This is a genomic window from Cupriavidus sp. GW823-FHT07B10, assembly GCF_058794355.1.
Genome location: NZ_JBXAGS010000016.1, coordinates 17,238 through 43,635, shown reverse-complemented (window position 1 = coordinate 43,635; position 26,398 = coordinate 17,238). Strand labels below are relative to the sequence as shown.

Below are 26,398 nucleotides of genomic sequence, written 5' to 3'. Positions count from 1 at the left end.
CCCTTTGGCCGGCATTCTTGGTGAATTCACACAATGTTGACCAGCCGCGTCCCCGCCGTCAGGAACGTGCCTGCGGCCGCCTGCCACGTTACGCGGCCGCCGCGATGAGCATGGACTTGCATCTCCATCTTCATGGCTTCCATCACGGCGATCAGATCGCCTTCCTTGACCTCGTCGCCAACTGCGACCTTCCAGGTCTGCACGGTGCCGGCGATCGGGGATGGCAGGTCGGCCGGGTCGGTAGCGGCGGCCTGGGCCGGCGCCGCGGCGCTGCCTTGCCCGGGCGCGTCGGCGAGGCCGCGCAGCAGCTGCGCCGGCAGCCCCAGCACCATGCGGCGGCCGTCGATCTCGATGGCGGTGCGCAACAGGCTGGCATCGTGCCGGGGCTCGGCACGGGTGGCCGCTGCCAGCGGTTCGGCGAAGTCGGACTCGATCCAGCGCGTGTGGACCCTGAAGCCATCCGCGCCGAGGAAATCTGCGTGGTCGATCACCGCACGGTGGAACGGCAGCACCGACGCCACACCCTCGATACGGAACTCGCGCAGCGCACGGCGTGCGCGCGCCAGCGCCTGTTCGCGCGTGGCACCGGTCACGATGAGCTTGGCCATCAGCGAGTCGAATGTGCCGGGGACCACCGAGCCCGACTGCACACCCGAGTCCACGCGCACCCCGGGGCCCGACGGAGCTTCGAAGGTCTGCACCGGCCCGGGCGTGGGCAGGAAGCCGCGGCCCACGTCCTCGGCGTTGATGCGGAACTCGATTGAATGGCCCAGCGGCGCCGGGGTTTCGGTAATGGAGAGCGGCAAGCCATCCGCCACGCGCAATTGCTCGACCACCAGGTCCACGCCGGTGGTCTGCTCGGTCACGGGGTGCTCCACCTGCAGGCGGGTGTTGACCTCCAGGAAGGAGATCGCGCCGCTGGCGCTGAGCAGGAATTCCACGGTGCCGGCACTGGTGTAGCTGGCCGCCGCGCAGATGTCGCGGGCGGCGGCGTGGATACGCGCGCGCTGCGCGTCGGTCAGGAACGGCGCGGGGGCTTCTTCGACCAGCTTCTGGTTGCGGCGCTGCAGCGAGCAGTCGCGCGTGCCCAGCACCACGACATTGCCATGCTGGTCGGCCAGTACCTGCGCTTCGATATGGCGGGGCTTGTCGAGGAACTGCTCAACGAAGCATTCGCCGCGGCCAAAGGCAGTGACAGCCTCGCGCACGGCGGAGGCGTACAACTCTTCCACCTCATCCATGCGCCATGCGATCTTCATGCCGCGGCCGCCGCCGCCGAAGGCTGCCTTGATGATGATCGGCAGGCCGTACTGCTCGGCAAAGGCCAGTACCTCACTGGCATCCACGACCGGGTCGGGCGTGCCGGCGACCAGCGGGGCGCCAACCTGCAAGGCGATCTTGCGCGCTTCCACCTTGTCGCCCAGCCGCGCAATCGTGGCGGGAGACGGGCCAATCCAGACCAGGCCGGCATCGATCACGGCCTTGGCAAAGGCTTCACTTTCCGACAGGAAGCCGTAGCCTGGATGCACGGCATCTGCCCCGCTGCGCCGGGCGATATCGAGCAGCTTGGGAATGTTCAGGTAGGTGTCGGCCGGACGGTCGCCATCCAGGCCGTAGGCCTCGTCGGCCAGCCGCGCGTGCAGCGCGTCGATATCAGCATTGGCATACACGGCCACCGACCCGACTCCGTAGTCGGCACAGGCGCGGATGATGCGGACGGCAATCTCGCCACGGTTGGCAATCAGGACTTTCTTCATCGCAAATCTCGGTTGGGGCTTGTGCGCTCAGGCGGCAGACGGTCGCTGCGCCGACAGTTGCAGCTCTGACGGTTGAAGTTCTTCGAAGGCGCCGAGCGGGTTGAAGCGCAGCCAGGCGCCAACCGGAATCTGTCCGGCGCGGTCCAGGTGGTAAGGCGCCACGGCCCCGATCACGGGGTAGCCGCCGGTCAGCGGGTGGTCGGCCAGGAACAGCACGGGTTGGCCGCTTGGCGGCACCTGCAACGCACCCAGGGCGGTGCCCTCGCTGGGCAGCTCGCCGGTGATGGCGCGCTCCAGCGGCACCTCGCCGGCCAGGCGCAGGCCCACGCGGTTGGATTGCGGGGTGACTTGCCAGCGCTGCGCAGCAAGGCGCGCCACGGACTCCGCAGTGAACCAGTCGGTGCGGGGACCGAGCACCACGTCCAGCACGACGTCCTGCTCCACCGTGGGCAGATCGGCGGCAGGCAACCCGGGGGTGCCCACGACGGCGCCGGCCGGTGCGGGCAGCAGGTCCAGCACATCGCCCACGGCCAGTGGCGCGGGACCGACCTTGGCCAGCGAGTCAGTCGCACAACTGCCCAGGACCGGCGTGACGGCAAACCCGCCGCGTGCTGCCACATAGCTGCGGGCGCCGGCAAGAGGCTGACCGATGCTCAGCGTGTCGCCATCGGCCAGCGCCACGGCCTGGTGGTTCGGGACGCTCCATTGGCGACCATCGGCAGTGCGCACCGTCAGCGCCGCATCGGCGCCAGTGACAGCCAGCACGGTTTCACCCACGCTCTGCAGTTGCAGGCCGCCGCCCACGGTCTCGAGCGCCGCGCCGTCGCTGCGGTTGCCGACCAGGCGGTTGGCCATCTTGAGGGCGGCCTGGTCCATCGCACCCGAGGCCGAGACGCCCTGCCCCGCCTGGCCGTGCCGGCCCAGGTCCTGGAACACGGTCTGCAGCCCGGTGGCCTTCACCTTCAGCGCCGCGGCAGCAGCCGCCTTGTCCGTCGGCAACGGCTGGCGCGCCGGGGCGCCGGCGGCGATGGCGCTGCCCGCATCGAGCACGCCATCGAGCGTGGCGATGTCGATGAAGCGCACGCGATAGCCGGGCTGCAGCAGCGCAGGCTGTTCGCGATTCAGGTCCCACATGGCCACGGGGGTAACCCCGATGATCTGCCAGCCGCCCGGGCTGGCCTGCGGGTACACGCCGCTGAAGGTGCCAGCCAGGCCCACGGCGCCGGCGGGAATACGCGTGCGCGGCGTACTGCGGCGCGGCACGTCGAAGCTGGGATGGCCGCCGCTGAGATAGGCAAAGCCTGGCGCAAAGCCGGTAAAGGCAACGGTGTATTCGCTGCCGGTGTGGCGGCGCACCACTTCCCTGGGCGTGATGCCAAGCAGCTGGGCCACCTCGGCCAGGTCCTCGCCGTCATAGCGCACCGGAATCTCGACCAGGATGTTGCTGCGCTCGACGCGCTGCGACAGGTCGCGCGCGGCGATGGCCGATACCAGCGCGGCGGCGCTGATGGCCGATGGGCGGAAGTGAACGAGGATGGTGCGCGCGGCGGGCACCAGCTCCGCCACGCCGTGCACGGGATCGCGCTGCAGCGAGGCCAGCAGGGCCAGGGTCTGGTCCAGGTCGGCCAGTTCCACCAGCAGTGCATTCGAAGTGACGGGCAGAAAACGCAAAACGAGCTCCGCAATGACCCGGAGGTCCTAGACGTGATACGTGCTGTCTGGCACGTCGGTAATGAACATGTGGCCCGGCGCATGCGTCACGGCGAACGGCACGCCTGACGCCATCACGGCCGCCTGGGGCGTGACGCCGCAAGCCCAGAACACCGGGATCTCGCCCGGCTCGATACGCACGGCGTCACCAAAGTCAGGCCTGGCGAGGTCGGCAATGCCCAGCGCGGCCGGATCGCCGACATGGACGGGCGAGCCGTGCACCGACGGGAAGCGTCCGCTGATGGAAACCGCATCGGCAACCCGATGCGCAGGGATGGGCCGCATGGACACGACCATCTCGCCATGCAGGCGGCCAGCCGGGCGACACTGGCGGTTGGTGCGGTACATCGGCACGTTGGAACCGTCGGCGATATGCCGCACCTCGATGCCTGCCTCTTGCAGCGGCGTCTCGAAGGTAAAGCTGCAGCCGATCAGGAAGGTGACCAGGTCCGGGTGCTCAGTCCACAGGGGCGTGGCATCCGCCACCTCCTCCGCCAGCTTGCCGTCGCGCCACACGCGATACAGCGGGATGTCGGTGCGGATATCCGCCCCTTGCGCCAGCACGGTCTGCTGTGCACCCGCTTCGATCACGTCGAGCACGGGACAGGCCTTGGGGTTGCGTTGCGCGTACAGCAGGAAGTCCCAGGCCCAGTCGCGCGGCAACGCGATCATGTTGGCTTGCGTCATCCCCGGTGCAATGCCGGCGGTAGGCTGTACCGTGCCGGCACGGTAGCTTGCGCGCGCTGCGCGCGCGGCGTTCACGGCGGCGATGCGGGTGCGTTCCAGTGCGGAATCTTGCATGCGTGTTGCTCCAGTGTCTTGGATCAGATCAATGCGCGGCCTCGGCCCCGGCTTCGGCGAGCAATTCGCGCCCTTGCGTTTCCGGCAACAGCAGGCAGGCGATAACGACCAGCCCATAGGCGCCGGCGGCGAGATAGCCGATGGCAACCCCCAGCGACATCGATGCGCTCATATGCCCGATCATGGCCGGGAATATGGAACCGACCGCACGGCCAAAGTTGTAGCAGAAGCCCTGGCCGGAGCCGCGGATATGGCTCGGATACAGCTCCGTCAGGTAGGCCCCCATCCCCGAGAAGATCCCGGACAGGAAGAAACCCAGGGGGAAACCCAGCACCAGCATCGCGGCGTCGGTGATCGGCAACTGCGTATAGCAGATCACGAGGAAGGCCGCGCTCACCGCAAACAGCATGAAGCAACGCCGGCGCCCCAGGCGGTCGGACAGCCAGGCGCTGGTCAGGTAGCCGGCGAAGGACCCGGCGATCAGCACCATCAGGTAGCCGCTGGTGTTGAGCACGGAGAGATTGCGTTCCATCTTGAGGTAGGTGGGCAGCCAGGTCGTCACCGAATAGTAGGCACCTTGCATGCCGGTCGCCAGCAGGCTTGCCAGCACCGTCACGCGCAGCACGCCGGGCTTGAAGATCAGCATGAAGTTATTGCTTTGCCCGGTGCGGGCCAGCTTGGCCCTGGTTTCCTGATACACCTCGGGCTCGGAGATATTGCGGCGGATATACAGGATAAAGACCGCCGGCAGCACGCCGGCCCAGAACAGCACGCGCCATGCGTATTGCTGCTCGAACACGGCATAGACCGCCCAGAATGCAATCGCCGACAGGCCCCAGCCGATGGCCCAGCTGCTTTGCACCAGTCCGACCGCCTTGCCACGGTGGCGGGCCCGGATCATCTCGGCGATCAGCAGGGAACCGACTGACCATTCGCCGCCAAAGCCCAGGCCTTGCAGCATGCGGGTCAGGAACAGTTGCTCGGGGGACTGGGTGAAGCCGCTCAGGAACGTGAAGAAACTGAACCAGAGCACGGTCAGCTGCAGGATCCGCACGCGACCATATTTGTCGGCCAGGATGCCGGCCAGCCAGCCGCCGATGGCCGAGCTGATGAGCGCGCCCGTCGCGATGTAGCCAGCCTCGGCCTTGGTCATGCCCCACACCAGGATGAAGGTGGGGATCATGAAGGTGTAGATCATGTAGTCGAAGGCATCGACCCCATAGCCGACGAAGGCGGCAAAGAGCGTCTTGCGCTCCGCCTGATTTGTTTCTTTAAGCCACATGGTTGCGCTCACTATGGATAAGGACAAAGCGTGGACAAGGCTCGTCGCGATGTCTTCACGACGAAGTTCCGGTAGCGAGCAAGACCACTAAGACAGCGGCCCCGCACCCCAGCCGTTGTTTAGCAAAACACATGCCATGTTCATCTATCTGCACGTATGACTCAACCACCGTGACTTATTGTTGAACAATATTGGCTGAGGTTCGATTCTCGTATACACCTAAGTCACGTCTGCAGGGCAGACTTCGCACCAATCTTGTGCCTATTGTTCAACAAAGTGAGATAACATCGCCGCACGGGGCATGCCGGAACCTGTCGCCCCTGACGCAAGCCAACATGACATCCAGTACTGACGTAAGAAACCTGGCCGAGCGGGTCACGGAGCAGATTCGCCAGCGCATCGTGCATGGCGAATTCGCGCCCGGGCAGCGCTTGTCGGAAGCCGCGCTTAGCGAGAGCCTGCAGATCTCGCGCAACACCTTGCGCGAGACCTTTCGCGTGCTGACCAAGGAAGGCCTGCTCAAGCACGAACCCAACCGCGGGGTATCCGTGGCAATTCCCAGCATTGCGGCCATCATCGACATCTACCGCGTGCGCCGCATGATCGAGTGCCAGGCCATCGCCCAGGCCTACCCCAGCCATCCAGCCAGGAAGCACCTGCGCGAAGCGGTGGAAATGGGACTGCGCTGCCGCGACAGCGGCGACTGGCAAGGCGCGGGTACCGCCAATATGGAGTTCCATATGGCGATCGTGGAACTGGCCGACAGCGAGCGGCTGAACGTGATGTTCGCCCACCTGCTGGCCGAGCTGCGCCTGGCTTTCGGCATGCTGCAGGATCCCGAATTCCTGCATGGCCCATATGTCGAGCTGAACCAGCACATCCTGCAGTTGTTCGAGGCGGGCAAGCTCGCAGAGTGTGCCGCAGCCCTCAACGACTACCTGGTGCAGTCCGAGCGCATCGTGCTGTCGGTTTGCGCCCGGCACCCGATTTTCAAGGGGCGTTGAATGCCGGTGCGGCGCATCCATGCATAGCTGCTGCACGCCGAGCCGCAATGGCCCCCGCCTGCTCAAGATGCGGAGCCATGCATTGTCGTCGGTAAGGCGCCAGTGTCCTCACTTCACGGCAAGCGTAAACGGCAGCAGCAGCGCATTCACAAGCAGCAAGCCATAGACGACCACCGCCGCCGCCGGGATGGCGAAACGCGTCCGATCCTGTGCGCGCGCGGCGCGGCGCGTCCACAGGAAACCCGCACCCATCACGACCAGTCCTGAAAGCAGGCTCTCCACGGCAAGGGCTGCCGGATGGGACTTGTCCGGGCGGCTGTTCTTGTTCTCGGCAACGGGAGGCGCTGTGGCTTGCCAGACAGGCAGCGTTTCAACAGCCGGAGCCGTCGGCCGTGTTGGTTCGACGGGTTCCGGTCCAGCCGCCGCGGCAAGCGGCTCTGCCGGCGGCGGCTCTTCTTGCACACGCTGCGTCGGCGCAGGGATCTGCGTTGAGGTCTGCGAGCCCTGCGCGGAAGACACCGCAGGCGGCGGTGCCGCCTCCTGGCTGGCGGGTGGCGACACCGCCGTTGCTGCTTGATTCGCGGAGTCGGACCGGCCCGGTGCGATTCGCATCGAATCCCGCTCCCGCCAGAATTTCGCGAACATGCTTTCCAGGCAGCGTACCGAGCCGCAGGCATCGCGCCGGCCGCGCCACGCCGCGATGTCCGAGTCCAGGATCCTGCCCTTGCGCAGCATCCTCTGCTGCTCGGCGTAAATGCGCTCGTAGCGCTCTGACAGCCTGGGGGAATCGCAGATCGGATGCCGCGGGCGCGCCTGCGGACCGGCCTCGTCCGTCGCAAGGCTGCATCTCACCCCGGAGCCATCCGGATTGTTGCAGCGTACGGGGGATTCGCGCGCAATTGGCTTGCAGACGATGTCAGAGGCCCACGCGCCGCTTGCGGCAGTAAGGCCCGCTGCTACACCCACGGAGACAATGGTGGCCAGGCGCCCTGTGATCCTCTTCATCATGATGCCCCATCAAAGCGGCCCAAGGCTTTCAAGCTAGTCGATAGTTGCCGGGTATTCCAGGCACGCAATGCGGGGCGCGCGCGGTAAGCCACCTTGCCCGGCACCGACAGGTCCGGATGCGTCGCGCGATGAACAATGCATTGCGAAGCCGCAGCAACTTCTCACGCCGCGAGATTTCATGGCATTCTCGATACCCTCCGACACAGCCTCGCCTTCGAAAATTTCCCGAGCGGAATTATGCACATCAAAGCGAAAGAGACTCTCATGGACACTTCCAGGCCTTCCAGCCAGCGCCGCAACCTTTGTTCGATCCTGGGCATTTCCACGCCCATCATCCAGGCGCCCATGGCCGGTGTCAGCACAGCGGCCATGGCTGCAGCCGTGTCAGAGGCCGGCGGGCTGGGCTCGCTCGGCGTCGGGGCAATGGATGCCGAAGCGGCGCGAAAGACAATCCGCGAGACACGAGCGCTGACCGGCAAGCCATTCAACGTCAACCTGTTCTGCCACGCCCCCGCCAAGGCCGATGAGGTGCGCGAGCAGGCCTGGCTCAGCTACCTTGCCGCCCAGTTTGCCGAGCACGGCGCGACCACACCCGCCAGCTTGCGCGAGATCTACAGGAGTTTCGTGGCCGACGACGCCATGTTCCAGATGCTGCTGGAAGAAAAGCCAGCGGTTGTGAGCTTCCATTTTGGCCTTCCCGCCCAGCAGAAAATTGACGCGCTACGCGCGGCCGGCATTGTGCTGCTGGCCAGTGCAACGTCCCTGCATGAGGCCCGCCAGATAGAGGCCGCCGGCGTGGACGCCATCGTCGCGCAAGGCATTGAAGCTGGCGGACACCGCGGCGCCTTCGACACCGATGGCTACGACGAAGGCCTCGGCACGCTGGCTCTGGTGCGTCTTCTGGTGCTGGGCACGAAACTTCCGGTGATTGCCTCGGGCGGCATCATGGACGGGGCAGGCATTGCCGCGGTACTGGCTCTCGGGGCAGAAGCCGCCCAGCTTGGCACCGCATTCGTCGCCTGCCCGGAGTCATCTGCCGATGCCGCCTATCGCGCGGCGCTGACCGCGCCCCAGCCGCGCGCGACCACGCTCACCCGCGCCATATCGGGCCGCGCGGCCAGGGGCTTCACCAACCGGCTCACGGCACTCGGCGCCGCCGCCGACGCACCTCCGGTGCCGGACTACCCGATCGCCTATGACGCGGGAAAGGCGCTTCACGCCGCTGCCAAGGCCGCGGGGAGCGCTGAGTACGCGGCGCAGTGGGCCGGGCAGGCAGCGCCGCTGGCCAGGTCCCTGCCGGCCGCGGAGCTGGTGGCGCAACTCAGGTCGGAGCTGAGGCAAGCGATCCTGCGCATGGCGACGTTTGCGGACCCGCAGGACGCAGCCTGAGCGTATCTATAACAATTATTTGAATGTACTGACTGCCGGCTCTACGATGGCGCAACCCAACGTCGCCACTCCCACGAGGCCCCATGCATATCGCCATCCTGACCTTCGAAGGCTTTAACGAAATCGACTCGCTGATCGCGCTCTCCATCCTCAACCGGGTCAAGCGGCCCGGCTGGCGGGTTTCGATCGCCAGTCCGGCGGCCAAGGTGCGTTCGCTGAACGGTGTGGTGATGGAGGCGCAAGCATCGTTGGAGGACGCATGCAACGCGGACGCTGTGCTGGTGGGTAGTGGGATACGAACCCGGGAAGTCGTCGCCGATACCGCGCTGATGTCGCAACTCCGCTTCGACCCGACGCGCCAGTTGTTGGGCGCGCAATGCTCGGGCACGCTCATACTAGCCAAACTGGGCTTGGTGAACGACGTTCCGGCCTGTACGGACCTGATCTCCAAGCCATGGGTAGTGGAGGCCGGCGTGGCTGTGCTCGATCAGCCGTTTGTCGCCAAGGGAAACGTTGCAACCGCCGGCGGATGCCTGGCGTCGCAGTACCTGGCCGCCTGGTTCATCGCCCGTCTGGAAGGCGTCGAGGCTGCACGCAACGCGATTGACTATGTGGCGCCAGTGGGCGAGAAGGTGGCCTACGTGACGCGCGCGATGGCGAACATTGCGCCGTTCCTCTGATGTGCGCCCCGGTCGAGCCGGCGCACCAGCTAAGCCTGTAGCCGCAATTCCTGCAGCAGCGTCGGCACCAGCTCCGACACCGTCGGATGGATGTGCATCGCGCGGCTGATGGTGGTATAGGGTGCCCTGGCATACATGATGTCGAGCAGTGAGTGAATCACCTCGTCGCCGGTCACGCCGAGGATCGCGGCGCCCAGGATCATGCGGGTATCGGCGTCGACCACGACCTTCATGAAGCCCTGGCTCTCGCCCTTCTCCACGGCTCGCCCGACGCGGCTCATGGGGCGAGAGCCGACCAGCAGCCTGCGTCCGGATTGCCGGGCTTCTGCTTCCGTCATGCCGGCGCGGCCGAGCGGAGGGTCGATGAACATGGCATAGGCTGCGATGCGGTCCGTCACCTTGCGGGGATCGTTGTCGAGAAGGTTGGCAGCGACGATCTCATAGTCGTTGTACGACGTATGCGTGAACGCTCCGCGGCCATTGCAGTCGCCAAGCGCCCAGATGCCGGGGACATTGGTGCGCAACTGTTCGTCTACCTGGATATAGCCGCGGGCGTCGGTCTCCACCCCCGCCTGGTCCAGCCCCAGGTCCTCCGTGTTGGGCACGCGCCCGACCGCCAGCAGCAGGTGCGAGCCGTGGACGTCGCGCGCCCCGTCCGAACAATCCAGCCCGACCGCAATGTGGTCGCCTTCCCTGCGCGCGCTCAGGCAGTTGGCATTGAGCCGGATTTCGATCCCCTCGCGCTCCAGGATCTCCAGCACCGCCTGCGACACATCCTCGTCTTCGCGCTGGATCAGGCGCGGGCCTTTTTCGACAACGGTCACCCTGGCCCCAAAACGCCGGTACATCTGGCCAAACTCAAGGCCAATGTAGCTGCCGCCAACGATGACCAGGTGCTCCGGCAGGAAATCCACCTCCATCATGCTCGAGTTGGTCAGGTACGGCACCTGGTCCAGCCCGGGCATGGGCGGAACCAGGGCCCGGCCGCCGACGTTCACGAAAATCCGGTCAGCTTCCAGCAGTTCGCCGTTGACCCGCACGCTATGCGCGCTTTCAAAGCGGGCATGACCTTGATACACCGTGACGTTCTCCTGCCCGCGCATCCACTGTTCCACACCGTTGCTGGAACGGCCGGAGATCTCGTCCTTGCGTGCCTTCACCTGCTTCATGTCGACCGCGACCGGCCCGCCGATGGTGACACCGTACTCGGCAGCCCGCCGCGCCAGTTGCGCTGCGTACGCGCTTGCGATGAGGGTTTTGGTGGGAATGCAGCCGGTGTTCACGCAGGTGCCGCCAAAACGCGCGCGCTCGATGACGGCCGATTTCATGCCCGCGCCGGCCAGCCGCGCAGCGAGTGCGGGGCCGGCTTGTCCGGTGCCGATGATGATCGCGTCGAATCCTTGAGCCATCACGATTCTCCTTGCCTGGTACCGCAAAGCCACAAGGTACTTTAGATGGTGCGACGCTGCCCTGCCAGCTACGCGTAGGCGTCGACGCCCCGCACCAGCAGCCTGGCCAGCCGAGGCCGTCGCAACTGCTCCAGCCACCATTGCAGCGCGCGGCCTTCGTGATCGCCGCGCCAGCCCACGTAGAGCAGGTTGGGCTCGCGCGGGTCGGCGGTGCGCTTCTCTATCAGTTCGCCGCGCTGCAGCAGCGAGCCGACCCGGTGCCTGGGCAGCCAGCCGATCCCCAGGCCATCGCGCTGCGCCAGGGTCTTGGCTCGCACGCTCGGCACGGCCAGCAAGCGCTGACCGCCCACCATGCCGTAAGCGCGGCCGCCCGTGAGGCGTGATGAATCTGCCACCACCACGGCACGATGGCGGGCGATCTCCTCACGTGTCAATGGTTCGCGCGCGGCCGCCAGCGGATGCCGGGGCGAGACCGCAAACACCCATTCGATCACGCCCAGCTCGAACCACCCCAGGTTGGGGATGGCGGGCGGCTCGTTGGTGGCACCGATGACCAGATCGGCGCGGCCATCCCGCAGCGCTTCCCAGGTGCCGGCCAGCACTTCGTGTGTGACGCGCAGCGCCACGCCGGATTCCTGCGCGTCGAACGCATGCATGACGGGCATCAGCGTCTCGAATTCCATCAGCTCGTCGGTCACGATCCACAACCGGTCTTCCCAGCCGTTGGCGACCTGCCGCACGCGCTGTGTGACGCGCGCGACATCCTGCGCAAGCCGGGCGGCTTCTTCGGTGAGCAATTCGCCGGCGCGCGTCAGCTGCAGGCGGTAGCCGCGGCGGTCGAACAAGAGTGCATCAAAGCGCTGCTCCAGCTGCCGCGCGGCGTGCGACACCGTGGACGGCGCCTTGCCCAGCCTGGCCGCCGCGCGCGACAGGCTGCCGGCCTCCCGGATGGCCTCCAGCAGGGCCAATTCGTCTTCCGACAACATGTGCAACTCCTTCGAACGTGTTCGTCGGATTGATCGTATGGCAAACCGGAGGCCAGCGCCCATACTCCAGTCACGCAATTGTTCAAATTCACCTTTCCCGATTGGAGGACATCATGAATCGCTTCGAAGGCAAGACCGTTCTGATCACTGGCGGCAACAGCGGCATCGGCCTGGCGGCTGCCCAGGCATTCGCCCAGGAAGGCGCCCGCGTGGTCATCACGGGCCGCGACGCAGCGGCACTGGAGGGCGCCCGCGCCACGCTCGGCAACGAGGCCATCGCCATCCGCAACGAAACCGGCACCGTGCAGGCCGCGCGTGACCTGGCTCGCCAGCTGACCGACGCAGGCATCCGCCTGGACGCCGTCTTCATCAACGCCGGCATTGCCAAGTTTGCCGCCGTTGCCGATGTGGACGAGGCACTGTGGGACGCCACCTTCAACGCCAACGTGAAGGGCGCGTACTTCCAGATCCAGGCGCTGCTGCCGCTGCTGAACCCGGGCACGTCGATCGTGCTGAACGGCTCGATCAATGCGCGCATCGGCATGCCGATGTCTTCCGTGTATGCCGCCAGCAAGGCAGCACTGATCTCGCTGGCCAGGACCCTGTCGGGTGAGCTGGTCAGCTCGGGCATCCGGGTAAATGTGGTCAGCCCCGGGCCGGTGACGACGCCGCTGTACGGCAAGCTGGGCCTGGAAGCCGACACCCTGTCGGCCACTGCCGCGCAGATCCAGAGCCAGATTCCGCTGGGCCGCTTCGGCCTGCCGGCGGAGATTGCGTCGACGGTGCTGCATCTGTCGGCGCCCGAATCGGCCTTCATCGTCGGTACGGAAATCATCGCCGACGGCGGCATGAGCCAACTGTAAGTCAATGCCTCTGCGGGCCGCGGCGTGGGCGCGGTCTGCGCATGAGGTGGCCCATCCTGCCTGGAGCAGCTTCATGAACCAATCCATTGCCTTTATCGTCCATCTGCCGGGCAAGCCCGAGCGGCGCGCTGAGCTAGAGTCGAGACTGCTTGATGTCCTCGAGCAGATGTCGAAGGAGCCGGAGTTTATCAACACGTATCTGCACCGCTCGCTCGAAGATCCTGACACCCTGGTTCTCTATGAGAACTGGGCCTGCAGCGAGCAGCATTTCAGGGACCACCACCTGAAAGCGTCCTACCGGCGCGAATACGAGGCGGTGCTGGCCGATCTGCTGAAGGCACCACGTACGCCGGAGTTTCTAACGCCGGCGATGTCTCGCCTTGTGCCAGCGTGCCGGCCGGATCTTCACGCTTGATCAGCGCCGAGAAGGCATTTTCGACATCCTCGGTCGCGCGCAGCACAGTCTGACGGCATAGTCATGTCGTGATTGGTGATTTCCATGAATGGGCGAAGGCTGCTCAACCAGCCGTCTGGTGCGCAGCGCGCTGGCGCTCATAGACCTGCAGGTGGCAATATGCCGCACGGGTCAACGGAAGCTCATGCCCGTACCCGGCTGCGCGCTTGATGAGATCGCCGACGATGGCGTCGGCTTCTATGCGTGGGGCGCCCCGCGCTATATCCCGCATCATCGAGGCAGCCCAGGTCGATGCTTCGTCCAGCAGTCGGGCCTGCATGGCAGCGACAACGGGTTCAGGGATGGCATGGCCGTACAGTTGCGCCACCGTGCGGCACTCCGCAATCGCGTCAAGCATCAGGCGACGGCCATCCTGGGTCTTCATGATGTCCGCCACGGTCCCGCGCATCAGGCATGTCATCACTGCGCCGGCGGCAATCATGGCCCACTTGTTCCACAGCTCCTGCCCGATGGCGCCCGATAGCTCACGCGTACCGGCCGCCCTGGACACCAGCGCATGGAAATCCGCGGCCAATGCCGACCCCTGCGCGGCGCGCGGGCCGACTACCAGCCGGTCCATGCGGCCGGCGTGCACGACGGTTCCATCCGCCGCCAGCGTTGTCGCTATGTATGCGACTCCACCCAGCACGCGTTGCCTACCAAAGCACTGGTCGAGCCGGTCATAGGCGTCAAGGCCGTTGAGCAGAGGCAATACCGCAGTGTCCCGGCCAACGGCCGGGCTGATGGCCCGGATCGCGTCGGCAAGGTCGTAGGCCTTGCATGCCAGCAGTACCACGTCGAACTGCGCGCCGACCTGACCGGCCAGGACCATCTTTACCGGGCGATGGAAGTCGCCAAGTTCGCTACGCACGGCCAGGCCAACCCGTTCCAGCGCCCGCGCGCGGCCGGGCCGCAACATGAAGGTGACATCCGCGCCTGCCTCGATCAGGCGCGCGCCATAGTAGCCGCCCATGCCCCCGGCACCGAGTACAAGAATCTTCATGACGCCTCTGCCTGCGCGGCGGCTGCGGGGCGGCACTGGACGATCAGGTTGCCGGTGAAAACCTGCACTGGCTCGTCGGCCTGGTTGAAGGTTGTGGTACGCACCTTCACCACGCCCTGGTCGGGGCGCGATTTCGAAATCCGCACTTCAAGTATCTCGCTCTCGATATGCAGTTCATCGCCAGGGCGAACCGGCCTTGGCCAGCGCAGCTCCTCGAAGCCCGCGCCGACGATGCCGCCCGCGGGCCGGAATTCGCCGTCGACCAGCAGGCGCATCGTCAGCGCAGCGGTATGCCAACCGCTCGCAGCCAGTCCACGAAATAGTGTGTCGCGGGCGGCGGCTTCATCGAGATGGAAGGGCTGCGGGTCGAACTCGGCAGCAAAGGCCTTGATCCGTTCAGGCGCGACGGTCAGCCGCCCCGAACCGTATCGTTGGCCCGCCGCGAGATCCTCGATGTATTGAATGTTCATTTTCTCCTCCAGATGGTTTGTGCTGAACTTTGCATCAATGCATGCCCGCTACGAGAACAGACGGATCAGGCCAGCGTCTCGAGCGCCAGCGCAATCCCTTGTCCGCCGCCGATGCACAGCGTGACGATGCCGCGCCGTATGCCGTCGGCGCGCATGGCATGCAGCAGCCGCGTCGTCAGCACCGCGCCGGTCGCACCGATCGGATGGCCGTGGGCAATGGCGCCACCGTCGACGTTGATGATGTCGTGCGGCAATCCGAGCTCCACCGCGACAGCCAGCGGCACCGCGGCAAATGCTTCATTGATCTCGATGCGTTCAATGTCGCCCAGCTCCCAGCCGGCGCGTTGCAGCGCCTGCCGCACCGCCGGGACCGGGCCCAGCCCGAACATGCCGGGCTCCACGGCCCCGACACCGTAAGCGGCCAATCGTCCCAACGGCTGCAGCCCCCTGGCTTCAGCCAGCGCACGTTCGGCAATGATCATGGCCGCTGCGCCGCTGTTGAGCCCGGGCGCATTGCCGGCGGTAATTGTGCCGTCCGGGCGAAACGCCGGCTTGAGCCGGCCGAGCGTATCGAGGCTGGTATCAGGGCGGTTGGCTTCGTCCACTTCGAACATGGCCGTACCGCCCTTCCCTTTGGTCGCCACCCCGGCAATCTGGCCGGTGAATCGCCCGTTCGCCTGCGCCAGCGCGAAATTCCGCTGCGAACGCTCGGCCCAGCGGTCCTGGGCCTCGCGGGTCAGCGCGTAGCGGGCGACAAGGTCCTCGGTATGCCATCCGGAGTGCTCACCGGAGAAGGCGTCAAACAGGCCGTCGTGCAGCATGCTGTCGTACAGGACGGAATCGCCCATGCGTTGACCCCAGCGGCCGGACGGCATCAGGTATGGCGCGCGATCCATGTTTTCCATGCCGCCGGCGATGGCGATATCTACATAGCCGAGCCGTACCTCGTCCGCTGCCGTGGCGATGGCCTGGGCCCCCGAGCCGCAAACGCGGTTGACGGTCATCGCCGGAACCGAAACCGGCAGCCCTGCCCCAATGGCAGCCTGCCGGGCCGGGTTCATGCGGTTGCCGGCCTGGATCACATTTCCGAACACCACGCTGCCGACCTCGCCTGGATCGATTCCCGCCCGTGCCACGGTTGCCCGTATCGCTGCGGCGCCGAGATCAACCGCCGGAACGGCCTTCAGTGAGCCGTTGTAGGCGCCAATGGCGGTGCGCACCGGCTGGCACAGCACGACATCTCTTGCATGCATCGCATTCTCCCTACCAAACAATCAGTTTCAATCGGCCGCACGCACTCCATGCGGTATGCGCCCGGTAGCCGGGTCTTGAAGGTTGCAACAAGAATTGGCTGCGCGGGAAATCCGGCTCAGGCGTCTGTCGAGCGCGACAGCCGCTGGCGCACGCGGTCGCTGGCGGCGGGGCCGGGTGCAAGGTGATAGTCGGCATCGGTGACCGGGCGCCCGTTGGCGGCGTCGACCAGCACAGGTTCCACGCGCACGCCGGTGCGCCGGTTCGTCAACTGCACGCTTTCGCCTTCAGGCGCGAGATGCTTGTTGCCCCAGGCCAGCATCGCCAGCAGCACCTGGCGGAAATCGCGCCCGCGCTCGGTCAGGATGTACTCGGAGCGGGGCGGGCGGTCGCAGTACTGGCGACGCTCAAGCATGCCTTCTTCGACAAGCGAGTTCAGGCGACGCGTGAGCATATTGGGCGCGATATCCAGGTTTTGCTGGAACTCGTCGAACCGGGTCACGCCGTAAAAGGCTTCGCGCAGGATCAATACGCTCCAGCTGTCGGCGACGCGGGCCGCGGTGCGAGCGATCGGACACGGCGTTTCGCCAAGTGGCTTCTTCTGCATGATTGGCTTCCTCGAGAGACCTGCTTGCTATCGATTTGAAAGTCAGTCTAGGGTAGTCACTATCATCATGCAAGTTCGTTTTTCGCTTGTGCTGTATTCCGCGCCCGCGAGGCACCGGAAGCACGCCCCTGCCCACACCGTCTATGTGGAGGGCACCGCCGCCCAGACGCCGATTCTGCACACTGCCCGGCCTCAACCATTTACTTCGCACACGAACTATCTATATACTTCGCATGCGAACTTAATCGCGATGCCTGCACGGCAGCGTGCAACTCTCACCTGGAGACCGACCAATGACCCCCGAAATCCGCATTGACCTCACCGGCGGCGTGCTGACCATGACGCTTGCGCGGCCGGACAAGATGAACGCCTTGACGAACGAGATGTACGGCGCACTTGCCGACACCATCGAGCAGGCACAGCAGGACCGGGCTATCCGGGTATTGCTGCTGCAGGGGGACGGGGACAGCTTTACGGCCGGCAATGATCTCGGCGAATTCGCGGCGATCGCGTCGGGAAATGGCCCCAGCGAACGTCACGTGCATCGCTTCCTGCGCGCCCTTGCCAATTCGACCGTACCGATTGTCGCCGCGGTCAATGGCAAGGCCGTCGGCGTCGGGACCACCATGCTGCTGCATTGTGATTACGTGGTGCTCGGCCAGGACGCGCAACTGATCACGCCTTTCGTCAATCTCGCCTTGGTTCCCGAAGCGGCTTCGAGTTACCTGCTGCCGCTGCGGATCGGGCACGTCAGGGCTTTCGAGATGTTCGCGCTGGGCGAGCCGCTTGACGCGCAAACGGCCTTGGCATGGGGCATCGCGAACAAGGTTTGCGCCAATGACCAGCTGCGCACGGATGCGCGCCGGATGGCCGAGAAGATTGCCGCCAGGCCGGCCGGCTCCCTGAGCGCAATGAAACAGCTCATGCGCAATGCGGAAAAACTGGTTTCGCAGATGAACAGCGAAAGCGCCAGGTTCGAGGAGCGGCTGGCCAGTGCGGAAGCCCGGGAAGCATTCTCGGCCTTCGCCGAAAAGCGCAAACCAGACTTCACCAGGGTTGCCGCGCAGTGAGTCGACTGCCTCGCTCTCCGGCCGCTGCGAGGCTACACCTCGCCCTCGTCCGCGGCCGGAAACTTTGTCTGGAGGCTGGTCAGCCAGCGCGCCACCACGTCGATCTCGGCGGCGGTGAAACCTTCGGTGAGCCTGGTATTCAATGCCTTCATGCTCGCCTTGGAACGCTGGCGCGCCAGGCGCCCTGCCTCCGTCAGCCACAGGCGCGAGGCACGGCCATCGTTCTCGTCCGGCCGGCGCTCGATCAGGCCGGCCCTTTCGGTCCGGTCGGCCAGGCCGCTCATCCCGGGCGCGCCCAGGTCCAGCGCCGCGGCAGCCTCGCTCGTCAGCGCGCCATCGTTGCTGCCCAGGAAGAAAAGCAGTCCGGCCTGGGCTGATGTCACGCCACCCGCGGCAGTGCGCGCTTGTGACCACCGCTGCAGGCGCCGCTGACCCACGTTCAACAGGTAGACGAGGCGATGTTCCATGTCTGGTGCGTCATAAAGGGTGAGATTTCGTTCGCATGCGAATATTATCATGCGCCGGTGTCCCGAATAGCGTGACGCACAGCGCCTGGCCGTCCGTCACACGGCGGCCGGCTCTTCGCTGCGCCGCGCACGGGCGGCACGCTTGAGGGATTGCGGCGGCTCGCCGAAAATCCGCAAGAACGCCCGGCGCATGCGCTCCGGGTCGGAGAAGCCGGTCTTGCTGGCGATGCGCTCGATCGTCAGCGTGCCGGCTTCCACGAGCAGGCGGGCCGTGTCGGCGCGCAAGCGCTCGACGGCACGTGCCGGGGACTGGCCCGTGCTCTGCCGGAACTCGCGGCTGAAATGCCGCGGGCTCATGTTGGCGGCGCTGGCGAGCAGCTCCACCGACAGATCCTGGTGCAGATGATTCCTGGCGTAGGTCAATGCCGCTTGTATGCGCTCTGACCTCGATTCCAGTTCCGACAGCATCGAGAACTGGGACTGCCCCCCGGCACGGCGGTGATGAACCACGAGCTTCTTCGCGACTGCGCGCGACACGTCGGTCCCCAGGTCTTGCTCTACCAGTGCCAGCGCAAGGTCGATGCATGCCGTCATGCCGGCCGATGTCCACACCGTTCCGTCCCGGACAAAGATGCGGTCGTCTTCGACGCGCACCGCAGGAAAGCGCTGCCGCAGCGTACTGGCATGGTGCCAATGCGTAGTAGCCCGCCGGCCGTCCAGGATGCCGGCCTCGGCGAGGATGAACGCCCCTGTGCAGATGCTGGCCATGCGCCTGGTCGGCTCGAGTGCATGGCCTAGCAGGCGCAGCAGCCTGGGCGATGGCGCCGGCACCGAGGTAGCGCCCCCAACCATCAGCGTGTCAAAAGCCAGCGGATCCATCGCGGTGGTCTGGATCGCCGTGCCCATCGAACTCTTCACGGCCCCGCCGCGTTCCGAGACGACATGGATTTCGTAGGCCGGGACCCGCACTTCGAGGTTAGCCATCTCGAAGACCGACACCGCCGCCAAATCGAGCATCTGAAAGCCGGGGAAGAGCACGAGGCCGATTTGGTTCATGTTGTCCTGAAACGAGGGAAGTTCGTCATTCAGGACAAAGGCTAGGACCCTATCCTGAAACTGTCAATCAACTCCCGATGGGCTTCTCCCAATGCGCGCTATCGACCATCCACGAGGTATCGAATGAACATCATTGCGCTGGCCTGCACCACTGTCCTCGGTCTGCTTCTGTTCTCGCTCGGACTCGCCACCTCGGTGCAGCGGTCCAGGATCGGCGTGCTGAGCGGCTACCCATCCGAGCCCGATCAACTGCTGGCACGGCTGATCCGCGCTCATGGCAACACCACCGAGTACGCGCCGTTCCTTGCGGTGCTCTTCCTGTACCTCGGAACTCAGCATCCGCCTGGCTGGGCGGTCTGGTGCATGGCAGGTGCAACTGCCTGTCGCGTGCTCCTGGTGGTTGCACTGCTTGCCTGGCCCTCCATGTCCAGGCCCAATCCGGCCCGCGCCGTTGGTGCCCTGGGAACGTATGCCTTCGGGACAGCCCTTTGCGTGGCCGCCCTCACCGTCTGACCCGGGCTGCCGATGCCGGCAGAGCGGCCACTCTCCAATCCCATTAGTACCTGACCCTTAAGGGGAATCGCATGAAGACATTGAATACGTTCATCAGGACTGCGGCGCTTGTTGCCACCGTCAGCAGCCTTGCAGCCGCTGCGAGCACAGCCGCCGCCGCACCGGCTGCTGACACCCGCGCTACCACGGTGGTGTTTGTGCACGGCGCCTTTGCCGACGGATCGGCCTGGGACAAGGTCATTGCCCTGCTCCAGTCCAAGGGGCTTCATGTTGTATCGGTCCAGAACCCGCTGTCTTCCCTGGCCGACGACGTGGCCGCCACGCGCCGCGCGCTCGACAAGCAGGCCGGACCGGTCGTGCTGGTGGGGCATTCCTGGGGCGGTGTGGTGATCTCTGAAATCGGACAGCATGAGCGCGTCAAGGCCCTGGTCTATGTCGCGGCGTTTGCACCTTCGGAAAACCAGTCGGTGGCGGACCTGGCCAAGGATTACCCAAAGCCCGAGGGATCCAGCTTCATTGTCGCTGACAAGGACGGTTTCCTGACGCTGACGCCCGAGGGGATGTCCAAACACTTCGCCCAGGACGTGCCAGCGGCCCAGACCCGGATCATGGCGGCGACACAGGGACCCGTCAGCGGCAAGAGCTTCGAGGACAAGGTCACGGTTGCCGCATGGCGGACCAGGCCGTCCTGGTACATCCTCAGCGAGCAGGATCACATGATCCAGCCCGCCTTGCAGAAAGCGATGGCACAGAAGATCTCCGCCCGCATCGTGACACTGCCGACGAGCCACGTACCGCAGCTGTCAAGGCCGAAGCAGGTTGCGGATGCCATCTACGCCGCCGCGGTGTATCAACCGAAACCCGACGTGCACCCGCCAACGACACGCCGCTGACCGGATTCCACTTTCCCTCTACCTGGTATCGACATGAAACTCCACGCAACACGCACGGCACCTGCCATCGCCACGATCGCTTTATGCCTGGCTCAATTGGCCTTGCCAAGCCACGCCCAGGCATCGCCGGCCGCCGAAGGCGGCGCAATCCCGCAACGCGCGGCGACCGAGGACGCATCCATTCGCCCCTTCCACGCCAGCTTCCCGCAAGCGGCACTGGCCGACCTGCGCCAGCGCATCGCCGCCACGCGCTGGCCAGACCGCGAGACGGTATCCGATCAATCGCAGGGCGTGCAGCTGGCGAAGATCCAGGAACTGGTGCGCTATTGGGGCAACGACTACGACTGGTTCAAGGCAGAGCAAAAGCTGAACGCCTACCCCCAGTTCGTCACCAGGATCGACGGGCTCGACATCCACTTCCTGCATGTGCGATCGCGCCATCCCAATGCGCTGCCGCTCGTCATCACCCACGGCTGGCCGGGCTCGGTCTTTGAACTGCTGAAGGTGATTGGCCCGCTCACCGATCCCACCGCCTACGGCGGCCGTGCCGAGGACGCCTTCGATGTGGTGATTCCGTCGATGCCCGGCTACGGCTTCTCCGGCAAACCCGTCGGGACCGGCTGGGGTCCCGACCGCATTGCAGGTGCGTGGGATGTGTTGATGAAGCGGCTGGGCTACACACGTTATGTGTCACAGGGCGGCGACTGGGGCTCGGTCGTGGCGCATGCGCAGGGCCGCCAGGCACCACAGGGCTTGCTCGGCATTCACGTCAATATGCCCGCCACCGTGCCAGCGGACGTCGCCCGGGCGCTGAAGAACGGCGAAGCAGCGCCGGCCGGCCTGTCCGCCGCTGAAAAGTCAGCCTTCGAGTCGATGAACAAGTTGTATACGCTGGGCGGCGGCTATGCCGCGATGATGGTGACCCGCCCGCAGACCGTGGGCTATGGCCTGGCGGATTCCCCCGCAGGGCAGGCGGCATGGATCTATGACAAGTTTGCCGCCTGGACCTTCAGCGGTGGCAACCCCGAGCGCTCGCTGACCAGGGACGAGATGCTCGACGACATCACGCTCTACTGGCTCACCAACAGCGCCACGTCGTCAGCACAGCTATATTGGGAAAACAACACCAACAACTTCAACGCCGCCGAGCAGATGACCGCACAGATCAAGGTGCCTGTAGGCGTGACGGTATTTCCCGGCGAGCTCTATCAAGCCCCGCGCAGCTGGGCCGAGCGCGCCTACCCCCGGCTGACCTACTTCAACAAGGTCGACAAGGGGGGACACTTCGCGGCATGGGAAGAGCCGCAGCTGTTCGCTCAAGAGTTGCGCGCAGCGTTCAGGTCGCTGCGCTGAGCGCGGCAGGCGGGCGGCGGCGGGCGCTGAAGCATGGCAATGCCTTCAGCGCCCGAGCCGCCCTTGTTTCGTGCCCGCTTATCCGGGCGCATGGTCCGGGGCATGCCCGACCATGCGCACCGATGGCCAGCGCCGCCCAGCTCCGATGCCAGCGCTGACAGCGTCATGGCAGCCAGTATCAGCAATCTGCGCATTGCGCCCCTCATGCGTCAGCGCCTGTCTACATCGAGCACCGCCTGCGCAAACGCCGTGGGCGCTTCCTGCGGCGGGTTGTGGCCGATCCCGCCTGTCAGTTCCCGGTGCTCGTAGCGGCCCGTGAACTTGCTGGCATAGGCGCTGGGCTCGGGGTGCGGCGCGCCGTTGGCATCGCCCTCGATGGTGATGGTGGGCACGCCGATGGTGGGGGCCGTGGCGAGCCGCTTCTCGAGATCGTCGAACCTGGCTTCCCCGCTGGCCAACCCCTGCCGCCAGCGGTAGTTGTGAATGGTGATTTCGACGTGGTCGGGATTGTCGAAGGCGGCGGCGCTGCGGTTGAAGGTCGGATCATCGAACTGCCATTGCGGCGATGCCAGTTTCCAGATCAGCCTGGCGAACTGGTGGGTGTACTTCTGGTAGCCGGCGCGGCCCCGGTCGGTGGAGAAATAGAACTGGTACCACCACTGGAGCTCGGCCTCGGGCGGTAGCGGCTGCTTGCCGGCTGCCTGGCTGCCGATCAGGTAGCCGCTGACCGCGACCAGCCCCCTGCAGCGGTCCGGCCAGATCGCCGCCATGATGTCGGCGGTGCGCGCGCCCCAGTCAAAGCCGGCCACTACAGCATTGCGGATATTCAGCGCGTCCATCAGCGCGATCATGTCGGCGGCTATCGCTACGGGCTGGCCGTTGCGCATGGTGTCGGCAGACAGGAAGGACGTCGAGCCAAAACCACGCAGGTGGGGAATGATCACGCGATAGCCGCGGGCCGCCAGCAGCGGCGCCACGTCGACAAAGCTGTGGATGTCGTAGGGCCAGCCGTGCAGCAGCAGCGCGACCGGCCCTGTGGCAGGGCCGGCCTCGGCGTAGCCGATATTGAGCACGCCGGCGTTGACTTGCCTGACCGGCGCGAAGCTGGCATGGGTGCCCGGCGTGGTCAAGGGCAGCGCCGGCGCCTTCGACACACCGGTTTGCGCGCGGGCGGCCTGCGGCAGCCCGAACGGCGCGGTGGCCAGCGTCACTGCCGCTGCACCCAGAAAGCCTCGACGAGGTAGATCGACTGTCTTCGACATTTGCTTCTCCCGTTTGCGTGATCAATGTGAGCACGAGTCTAGGAGGCCATGGCAAGCGGAATGTGTCGGATTTCAGGGGATTTGTATCGCTGTGTATGTATCCGCGATGGCGACATACTTGGATACAAAGCAGCCCGGCTGAAGGACTGGCACGTCAGTCAAGCGGACTCTCCCTGCGGCACGCCTTGCGGCATTGGCCTGTTGCCCTGATCTGGAAGATTGCAATAGGCATTAGCTGCACGAGCGCACGCCACACCGTTTTCGCGCGGGCGCTCCCCCGCATATGCCACCGTGGCGCTCGCCACGATCAGCGCGACAGGCAGGAGCCGATTGCACAGACTGACTTTCATGGTCGTTCCACAATCAATGCGCGTCTGCCGACGGACCCTTCGGCGCTGCAACCTTGCGCATCAGCGGCACCATGGCGGTGGCGATCGCGAAGCAGACCAGGATCAGCAGGAAGATGTCGCCAAAGGTCTGGGTCTGCGCCTCGCGCCAGGCCAGTCCCCACAATTGCCTGAGGGCGGCGGTCTGCGCATCGAGGGCATCGTGCCCGACCGCGACGAACTGGTCGCTGATCCCTTGCAACAGGTTGCCCATGGCTTCATTACGGATGTTCAGGTGCTCTGCCTCGCGCAGGAAGTGCAGGTTGCCGCGGTTGTTGAGCGCGGTCGCGCAGGCGGCGATGCCGATGGCCCCGCCCAGGTTGCGCATCAGGTTGAACAGCCCGGACGCAAGCTTGAGCCGCTCCGGCGGCAGGCTGCCCAGGGTCAGTGTCACCGTGGGCGCCACCGCGAACTGCTGGGCCATGCCGCGCAGCGCCTGCGGCAGCAGCAGTTGCGCCGCGCCCCAGTCGTGCGTGATGGGCGCGAAGTACCACATCGACACCGCGAACAGCCCCAGGCCGATCATCATCAACCAGCGCAGGTCGACCCGGTTGGCCAGGAAGGCATAGAGCGGGATCGATGCCATCTGGAACACGCCCGTGGAAAACACCGCCAGCCCGATATCGAGCGCGCTGAAGCCGCGCACGCGCCCCAGGAACAGCGGCGTCAGGTAGATGGTGGCAAAGATGCCGATGCCGGTGACAAAGGAGAAGAAGCAGCCGAGCGCGAAGTTCCGGTCCTTGAGCGCGCGCAGGTCCACCACGGGGTTGGCATAGGTCAGCGTGCGCCAGATGAAGCCCACGCCCGACAGGCCGGAGATCCAGGCGGTGGCCAGGATCACGTCGTCGCCGAACCAGTCCCAGCGCGGCCCTTCCTCCAGCGTGTATTCGAGGCAACCCAGGAACAGCGCCATCAGCACCATGCCCAGGTAATCGGCACCGCGCACCAGCGACCAGTCGGGCCGGTCGATCTTGACCAGCAGCGGCACGGCGATGGTGACGAAGATACCCGGCACCAGGTTGATGAAGAACAGCCAGTGCCAGGAATAGTGATCGGTGATCCAGCCGCCGATGGTGGGCCCCAGCGTCGGCGCCAGCGAGGCCAGCCCGCCGACCGTGGCGGCGGCGATGACACGCTGGGGGCCGACGAAGAAGGCAAAGGCCGTGGTGAACACCATCGGGATCATCGAACCGCCCAGGAAACCTTGCAGCGCCCGGAACACGATCATGCTGTTGATGTCCCACGCCACCCCGCACAGCAGGCTGGCCACCGTGAAGCCCGCCGCGGAGGCGGCGAACAGCCAGCGCGTCGACATCACGCGCGACAGCCAGCCGGACAAGGGAATGACGATGATCTCGGCGATCAGGTAGCTGGTCTGCACCCACACGGTTTCATCGGCGCCGGCCGAGAGCGCGCCGCCGATATCGCGCAACGAGGCGGAGACGATCTGGATATCGAGCAAGGCGATGAACATGCCCACGCACATCGTGCTGAAGGCGAACACCTTGGCGGCAGTGGACATCTCGTCCGGCATCGCCACGGCGGACGCAGGGGTGGTCAGGGTAGCCGTGGTCATCACTGCACCTGCTTGCCTGGCTGCGTGTTGACCTGGGCGATCACCGACAGCCCCGGGCGCAGGACCCCAAGCCGGGCATCCTGCTCGTCCAGGCGGATCCGCACCGGCACGCGCTGGACGATCTTGGTGAAGTTGCCGGTGGCATTCTCCGGCGGCAACACGCTGAACTGCGCACCGGTGGCCGGCGCCAGGCTGGCGACGTGGCCATGGAAGACCCGCCCCGGCAGCACATCGGCTTCAATTTCGACCGGCATGCCGGGGCGCATGTGCGCCAGTTGCCCTTCCTTGAAGTTGGCGTCCACCCACAGCCCGCTGGCCGGCACGATGGACAGCAACTGGCTGCCGGCACCGGCAAAGGCGCCGACGCGGGCGCGCCGGTTGCCCACGGTGCCGTCCACGGGCGCGCGCAGTTCCGTATAGCCAAGGTTCAGCTTCGCGATGTCGCGCTCGGCGGTCGCCTGCGCCAGCGACGCCTGCGCCTGCTGCTTCTGCGTGCCGATCACGTCCAGCTGGCGCTGCGCGGCCAGCAGCGCCGCACGCGCCTTCTCGCCATTGGCCTGGGCCTGCTTGTAGTCCGAGTCAGCCTTCTGCGAGCTCTGGATGGAGACAGCCGCCTTCGCCACCAGGCTGGCGTAGCGCACCTGGTCGTCGCGCGCCCGTACGGTGTCGGCATTGGTGGCCGCGATGCCGGCCTTGGCCTGGGCGATGACCGCCTCCTGCAGGCGCGCGGTGGCATCCAGGTTTGCCAGCAGTGCCTGTTGCGCCGCCACGGCGCCTTCGGCCTTGGCCAGTGCGGCGCGGTAGTCGCGGTCGTCGATACGCACCAGCACATCGCCCGCGTGGACCGTCTGGTTGTCCGTCACCGCGACTTCCGCGATGTAGCCCCCGACCTTGGCGCCGATCACCGTGACATCGCCGCCGACGTAGGCGTCGTCGGTACGCTGCAGGTGGCGAGCCGATGTCCACCAGTGGTAGCCGTATCCGATTGCGGCCAATCCGGCCACAACCAGCGCGCCGGTCGCCAGCAGCCGCCTGGGGCTGGCCTTGGATTTCGAAGCGGGAACGGGTTCGGTACCCGCCCGTTCAGTCAGCGTATTACTGCTCATGGCACTTCCTTTCTGCTTTCAGGACTTATCCCGCCTGCGAGG

The 26,398-nt window shown here is 65.8% G+C and carries 25 protein-coding genes; 9 read left to right on the top strand and 16 right to left on the bottom strand.

Translation table 11 applies throughout. The features are described from left to right. Nucleotides 1–26: 26 nt before the first annotated feature. From AC1Q6V_RS26380 to AC1Q6V_RS26365, 4 genes are read right to left on the bottom strand one after another with little or no spacing between them, the layout of a single operon-like run. Nucleotides 27–1,757, bottom strand: coding sequence for an acetyl/propionyl/methylcrotonyl-CoA carboxylase subunit alpha (locus AC1Q6V_RS26380; protein ID WP_011617458.1), 1,731 nt, complete (start codon nucleotides 1,755–1,757; stop codon nucleotides 27–29). Nucleotides 1,758–1,784: 27 nt separating this feature from the next. After that, entirely contained in the window at nucleotides 1,785–3,428 is a 1,644-nt protein-coding gene (gene pxpB, locus AC1Q6V_RS26375) for a 5-oxoprolinase subunit PxpB (RefSeq protein ID WP_454750931.1), read from the bottom strand. 27 nt (nucleotides 3,429–3,455) lie between these two features. Further along, complete coding sequence (locus AC1Q6V_RS26370) at nucleotides 3,456–4,268, bottom strand: putative hydro-lyase (RefSeq protein ID WP_010810235.1); 813 nt, start codon at nucleotides 4,266–4,268, stop codon at nucleotides 3,456–3,458. A gap of 28 nt (nucleotides 4,269–4,296) precedes the next feature. Continuing rightward, nucleotides 4,297–5,550, bottom strand: a complete 1,254-nt coding sequence (locus AC1Q6V_RS26365; protein WP_010810236.1) for an MFS transporter — start codon at nucleotides 5,548–5,550, stop codon at nucleotides 4,297–4,299. A gap of 335 nt (nucleotides 5,551–5,885) precedes the next feature. On the opposite strand from AC1Q6V_RS26365, the gene AC1Q6V_RS26360 reads away from it, so the two are divergent. Further along, a complete protein-coding gene (locus AC1Q6V_RS26360; RefSeq protein ID WP_010810237.1) occupies nucleotides 5,886–6,554 on the top strand; it encodes a GntR family transcriptional regulator in 669 nt (222 codons plus the stop codon). Nucleotides 6,555–6,662: 108 nt separating this feature from the next. Here the strand turns inward: AC1Q6V_RS26360 and AC1Q6V_RS26355 are convergent, their stop codons facing one another. Further along, entirely contained in the window at nucleotides 6,663–7,562 is a 900-nt protein-coding gene (locus AC1Q6V_RS26355; RefSeq protein ID WP_454750932.1) for a GntR family transcriptional regulator, read from the bottom strand. Nucleotides 7,563–7,826: 264 nt separating this feature from the next. Here AC1Q6V_RS26355 and AC1Q6V_RS26350 point away from each other — a divergent pair, with 264 nt between their 5' ends. Both AC1Q6V_RS26350 and AC1Q6V_RS26345 read left to right on the top strand, forming a co-directional pair. Beyond that, on the top strand, nucleotides 7,827–8,951 hold the full coding sequence (locus AC1Q6V_RS26350; protein WP_454750933.1) for an NAD(P)H-dependent flavin oxidoreductase: 1,125 nt from the start codon (nucleotides 7,827–7,829) through the stop codon (nucleotides 8,949–8,951). Nucleotides 8,952–9,034: 83 nt separating this feature from the next. Next, nucleotides 9,035–9,631 carry a DJ-1/PfpI family protein gene (locus AC1Q6V_RS26345; RefSeq protein WP_010810240.1) on the top strand — a complete coding sequence of 199 codons (597 nt, stop codon included), beginning with the start codon at nucleotides 9,035–9,037 and terminating at the stop codon, nucleotides 9,629–9,631. Nucleotides 9,632–9,660: 29 nt separating this feature from the next. On the opposite strand, the gene AC1Q6V_RS26340 is transcribed toward AC1Q6V_RS26345, so the two are convergent. Together AC1Q6V_RS26340 and AC1Q6V_RS26335 are read right to left on the bottom strand one after the other, a co-directional pair. Continuing rightward, nucleotides 9,661–11,040, bottom strand: coding sequence for an FAD-containing oxidoreductase (locus AC1Q6V_RS26340; RefSeq protein WP_454750934.1), 1,380 nt, complete (start codon nucleotides 11,038–11,040; stop codon nucleotides 9,661–9,663). A gap of 68 nt (nucleotides 11,041–11,108) precedes the next feature. Beyond that, nucleotides 11,109–12,026, bottom strand: coding sequence for a LysR family transcriptional regulator (locus AC1Q6V_RS26335; RefSeq protein ID WP_010810242.1), 918 nt, complete (start codon nucleotides 12,024–12,026; stop codon nucleotides 11,109–11,111). Nucleotides 12,027–12,139: 113 nt separating this feature from the next. Between AC1Q6V_RS26335 and AC1Q6V_RS26330 the strand changes: the two genes are divergently transcribed. Further along, the gene (locus AC1Q6V_RS26330; RefSeq protein ID WP_010810243.1) at nucleotides 12,140–12,889 is read left to right on the top strand and encodes an SDR family oxidoreductase; all 750 of its coding nucleotides are present in this window, start codon (nucleotides 12,140–12,142) and stop codon (nucleotides 12,887–12,889) included. 73 nt (nucleotides 12,890–12,962) lie between these two features. Continuing rightward, nucleotides 12,963–13,304 (top strand): putative quinol monooxygenase, encoded by a 342-nt coding sequence (locus tag AC1Q6V_RS26325; protein WP_454750935.1) that lies wholly within the window; start codon nucleotides 12,963–12,965, stop codon nucleotides 13,302–13,304. A 103-nt stretch (nucleotides 13,305–13,407) separates the two neighbouring features. Here the strand turns inward: AC1Q6V_RS26325 and AC1Q6V_RS26320 are convergent, their stop codons facing one another. The 4 genes from AC1Q6V_RS26320 to AC1Q6V_RS26305 all read right to left on the bottom strand — a co-directional run bounded on the left by AC1Q6V_RS26320 (nucleotide 13,408) and on the right by AC1Q6V_RS26305 (nucleotide 16,674). Then, nucleotides 13,408–14,346: a 2-dehydropantoate 2-reductase gene (locus AC1Q6V_RS26320; protein ID WP_454750936.1), complete on the bottom strand. Its 939-nt coding sequence runs from the start codon at nucleotides 14,344–14,346 to the stop codon at nucleotides 13,408–13,410. Beyond that, complete coding sequence (locus tag AC1Q6V_RS26315; RefSeq protein WP_010810246.1) at nucleotides 14,343–14,816, bottom strand: MaoC family dehydratase; 474 nt, start codon at nucleotides 14,814–14,816, stop codon at nucleotides 14,343–14,345. The genes AC1Q6V_RS26320 and AC1Q6V_RS26315 overlap by 4 nt, the downstream gene beginning before the upstream one ends. 65 nt (nucleotides 14,817–14,881) lie before the next feature. Beyond that, entirely contained in the window at nucleotides 14,882–16,069 is a 1,188-nt protein-coding gene (locus AC1Q6V_RS26310) for a thiolase family protein (protein WP_011615250.1), read from the bottom strand. 116 nt (nucleotides 16,070–16,185) lie between these two features. After that, on the bottom strand, nucleotides 16,186–16,674 hold the full coding sequence (locus AC1Q6V_RS26305) for a winged helix-turn-helix transcriptional regulator (RefSeq protein WP_010810248.1): 489 nt from the start codon (nucleotides 16,672–16,674) through the stop codon (nucleotides 16,186–16,188). 293 nt (nucleotides 16,675–16,967) lie between these two features. Here AC1Q6V_RS26305 and AC1Q6V_RS26300 point away from each other — a divergent pair, with 293 nt between their 5' ends. Beyond that, nucleotides 16,968–17,744 carry an enoyl-CoA hydratase gene (locus AC1Q6V_RS26300; RefSeq protein ID WP_010810249.1) on the top strand — a complete coding sequence of 259 codons (777 nt, stop codon included), beginning with the start codon at nucleotides 16,968–16,970 and terminating at the stop codon, nucleotides 17,742–17,744. A gap of 32 nt (nucleotides 17,745–17,776) precedes the next feature. Here the strand turns inward: AC1Q6V_RS26300 and AC1Q6V_RS26295 are convergent, their stop codons facing one another. Continuing rightward, entirely contained in the window at nucleotides 17,777–18,211 is a 435-nt protein-coding gene (locus AC1Q6V_RS26295) for a MarR family winged helix-turn-helix transcriptional regulator (RefSeq protein WP_010810250.1), read from the bottom strand. A 96-nt stretch (nucleotides 18,212–18,307) separates the two neighbouring features. Continuing rightward, nucleotides 18,308–19,267, bottom strand: coding sequence for a GlxA family transcriptional regulator (locus AC1Q6V_RS26290; RefSeq protein WP_010810251.1), 960 nt, complete (start codon nucleotides 19,265–19,267; stop codon nucleotides 18,308–18,310). A gap of 123 nt (nucleotides 19,268–19,390) precedes the next feature. On the opposite strand from AC1Q6V_RS26290, the gene AC1Q6V_RS26285 reads away from it, so the two are divergent. The 3 genes from AC1Q6V_RS26285 to AC1Q6V_RS26275 all read left to right on the top strand — a co-directional run bounded on the left by AC1Q6V_RS26285 (nucleotide 19,391) and on the right by AC1Q6V_RS26275 (nucleotide 22,026). Next, entirely contained in the window at nucleotides 19,391–19,780 is a 390-nt protein-coding gene (locus tag AC1Q6V_RS26285) for an MAPEG family protein (RefSeq protein WP_011617466.1), read from the top strand. Between the two features lie 71 nt (nucleotides 19,781–19,851). Then, a complete protein-coding gene (locus tag AC1Q6V_RS26280) occupies nucleotides 19,852–20,673 on the top strand; it encodes an alpha/beta fold hydrolase (protein WP_011617467.1) in 822 nt (273 codons plus the stop codon). Nucleotides 20,674–20,706: 33 nt separating this feature from the next. After that, nucleotides 20,707–22,026, top strand: a complete 1,320-nt coding sequence (locus AC1Q6V_RS26275; protein ID WP_454750937.1) for an epoxide hydrolase family protein — start codon at nucleotides 20,707–20,709, stop codon at nucleotides 22,024–22,026. Between the two features lie 209 nt (nucleotides 22,027–22,235). Here the strand turns inward: AC1Q6V_RS26275 and AC1Q6V_RS26270 are convergent, their stop codons facing one another. The 3 genes from AC1Q6V_RS26270 to AC1Q6V_RS26260 all read right to left on the bottom strand — a co-directional run bounded on the left by AC1Q6V_RS26270 (nucleotide 22,236) and on the right by AC1Q6V_RS26260 (nucleotide 26,356). After that, nucleotides 22,236–23,288, bottom strand: a complete 1,053-nt coding sequence (locus AC1Q6V_RS26270; protein ID WP_454750938.1) for an alpha/beta fold hydrolase — start codon at nucleotides 23,286–23,288, stop codon at nucleotides 22,236–22,238. 363 nt (nucleotides 23,289–23,651) lie between these two features. Beyond that, on the bottom strand, nucleotides 23,652–25,250 hold the full coding sequence (locus tag AC1Q6V_RS26265) for a DHA2 family efflux MFS transporter permease subunit (protein WP_010810256.1): 1,599 nt from the start codon (nucleotides 25,248–25,250) through the stop codon (nucleotides 23,652–23,654). Then, the gene (locus AC1Q6V_RS26260; RefSeq protein ID WP_010810257.1) at nucleotides 25,250–26,356 is read right to left on the bottom strand and encodes an HlyD family secretion protein; all 1,107 of its coding nucleotides are present in this window, start codon (nucleotides 26,354–26,356) and stop codon (nucleotides 25,250–25,252) included. The genes AC1Q6V_RS26265 and AC1Q6V_RS26260 overlap by 1 nt, the downstream gene beginning before the upstream one ends. Nucleotides 26,357–26,398: the final 42 nt, after the last annotated feature.

Coding starts and splice junctions, on each gene's coding strand:
- AC1Q6V_RS26320 (WP_454750936.1), bottom strand. CDS start 14,346: ATGAAGATTCTTGTACTCGGTGCCGGGGGCATGGGCGGCTACTATGGC.
- AC1Q6V_RS26365 (WP_010810236.1), bottom strand. CDS start 5,550: ATGTGGCTTAAAGAAACAAATCAGGCGGAGCGCAAGACGCTCTTTGCC.
- AC1Q6V_RS26325 (WP_454750935.1), top strand. CDS start 12,963: ATGAACCAATCCATTGCCTTTATCGTCCATCTGCCGGGCAAGCCCGAG.
- AC1Q6V_RS26355 (WP_454750932.1), bottom strand. CDS start 7,562: ATGATGAAGAGGATCACAGGGCGCCTGGCCACCATTGTCTCCGTGGGT.
- AC1Q6V_RS26360 (WP_010810237.1), top strand. CDS start 5,886: ATGACATCCAGTACTGACGTAAGAAACCTGGCCGAGCGGGTCACGGAG.
- AC1Q6V_RS26285 (WP_011617466.1), top strand. CDS start 19,391: ATGAACATCATTGCGCTGGCCTGCACCACTGTCCTCGGTCTGCTTCTG.
- AC1Q6V_RS26380 (WP_011617458.1), bottom strand. CDS start 1,757: ATGAAGAAAGTCCTGATTGCCAACCGTGGCGAGATTGCCGTCCGCATC.
- AC1Q6V_RS26300 (WP_010810249.1), top strand. CDS start 16,968: ATGACCCCCGAAATCCGCATTGACCTCACCGGCGGCGTGCTGACCATG.
- AC1Q6V_RS26315 (WP_010810246.1), bottom strand. CDS start 14,816: ATGAACATTCAATACATCGAGGATCTCGCGGCGGGCCAACGATACGGT.
- AC1Q6V_RS26370 (WP_010810235.1), bottom strand. CDS start 4,268: ATGCAAGATTCCGCACTGGAACGCACCCGCATCGCCGCCGTGAACGCC.
- AC1Q6V_RS26345 (WP_010810240.1), top strand. CDS start 9,035: ATGCATATCGCCATCCTGACCTTCGAAGGCTTTAACGAAATCGACTCG.
- AC1Q6V_RS26280 (WP_011617467.1), top strand. CDS start 19,852: ATGAAGACATTGAATACGTTCATCAGGACTGCGGCGCTTGTTGCCACC.
- AC1Q6V_RS26350 (WP_454750933.1), top strand. CDS start 7,827: ATGGACACTTCCAGGCCTTCCAGCCAGCGCCGCAACCTTTGTTCGATC.
- AC1Q6V_RS26275 (WP_454750937.1), top strand. CDS start 20,707: ATGAAACTCCACGCAACACGCACGGCACCTGCCATCGCCACGATCGCT.
- AC1Q6V_RS26295 (WP_010810250.1), bottom strand. CDS start 18,211: ATGGAACATCGCCTCGTCTACCTGTTGAACGTGGGTCAGCGGCGCCTG.
- AC1Q6V_RS26290 (WP_010810251.1), bottom strand. CDS start 19,267: ATGAACCAAATCGGCCTCGTGCTCTTCCCCGGCTTTCAGATGCTCGAT.
- AC1Q6V_RS26330 (WP_010810243.1), top strand. CDS start 12,140: ATGAATCGCTTCGAAGGCAAGACCGTTCTGATCACTGGCGGCAACAGC.
- AC1Q6V_RS26260 (WP_010810257.1), bottom strand. CDS start 26,356: ATGAGCAGTAATACGCTGACTGAACGGGCGGGTACCGAACCCGTTCCC.
- AC1Q6V_RS26335 (WP_010810242.1), bottom strand. CDS start 12,026: ATGTTGTCGGAAGACGAATTGGCCCTGCTGGAGGCCATCCGGGAGGCC.
- AC1Q6V_RS26310 (WP_011615250.1), bottom strand. CDS start 16,069: ATGCATGCAAGAGATGTCGTGCTGTGCCAGCCGGTGCGCACCGCCATT.
- AC1Q6V_RS26265 (WP_010810256.1), bottom strand. CDS start 25,250: ATGACCACGGCTACCCTGACCACCCCTGCGTCCGCCGTGGCGATGCCG.
- AC1Q6V_RS26305 (WP_010810248.1), bottom strand. CDS start 16,674: ATGCAGAAGAAGCCACTTGGCGAAACGCCGTGTCCGATCGCTCGCACC.
- AC1Q6V_RS26340 (WP_454750934.1), bottom strand. CDS start 11,040: ATGGCTCAAGGATTCGACGCGATCATCATCGGCACCGGACAAGCCGGC.
- AC1Q6V_RS26270 (WP_454750938.1), bottom strand. CDS start 23,288: ATGTCGAAGACAGTCGATCTACCTCGTCGAGGCTTTCTGGGTGCAGCG.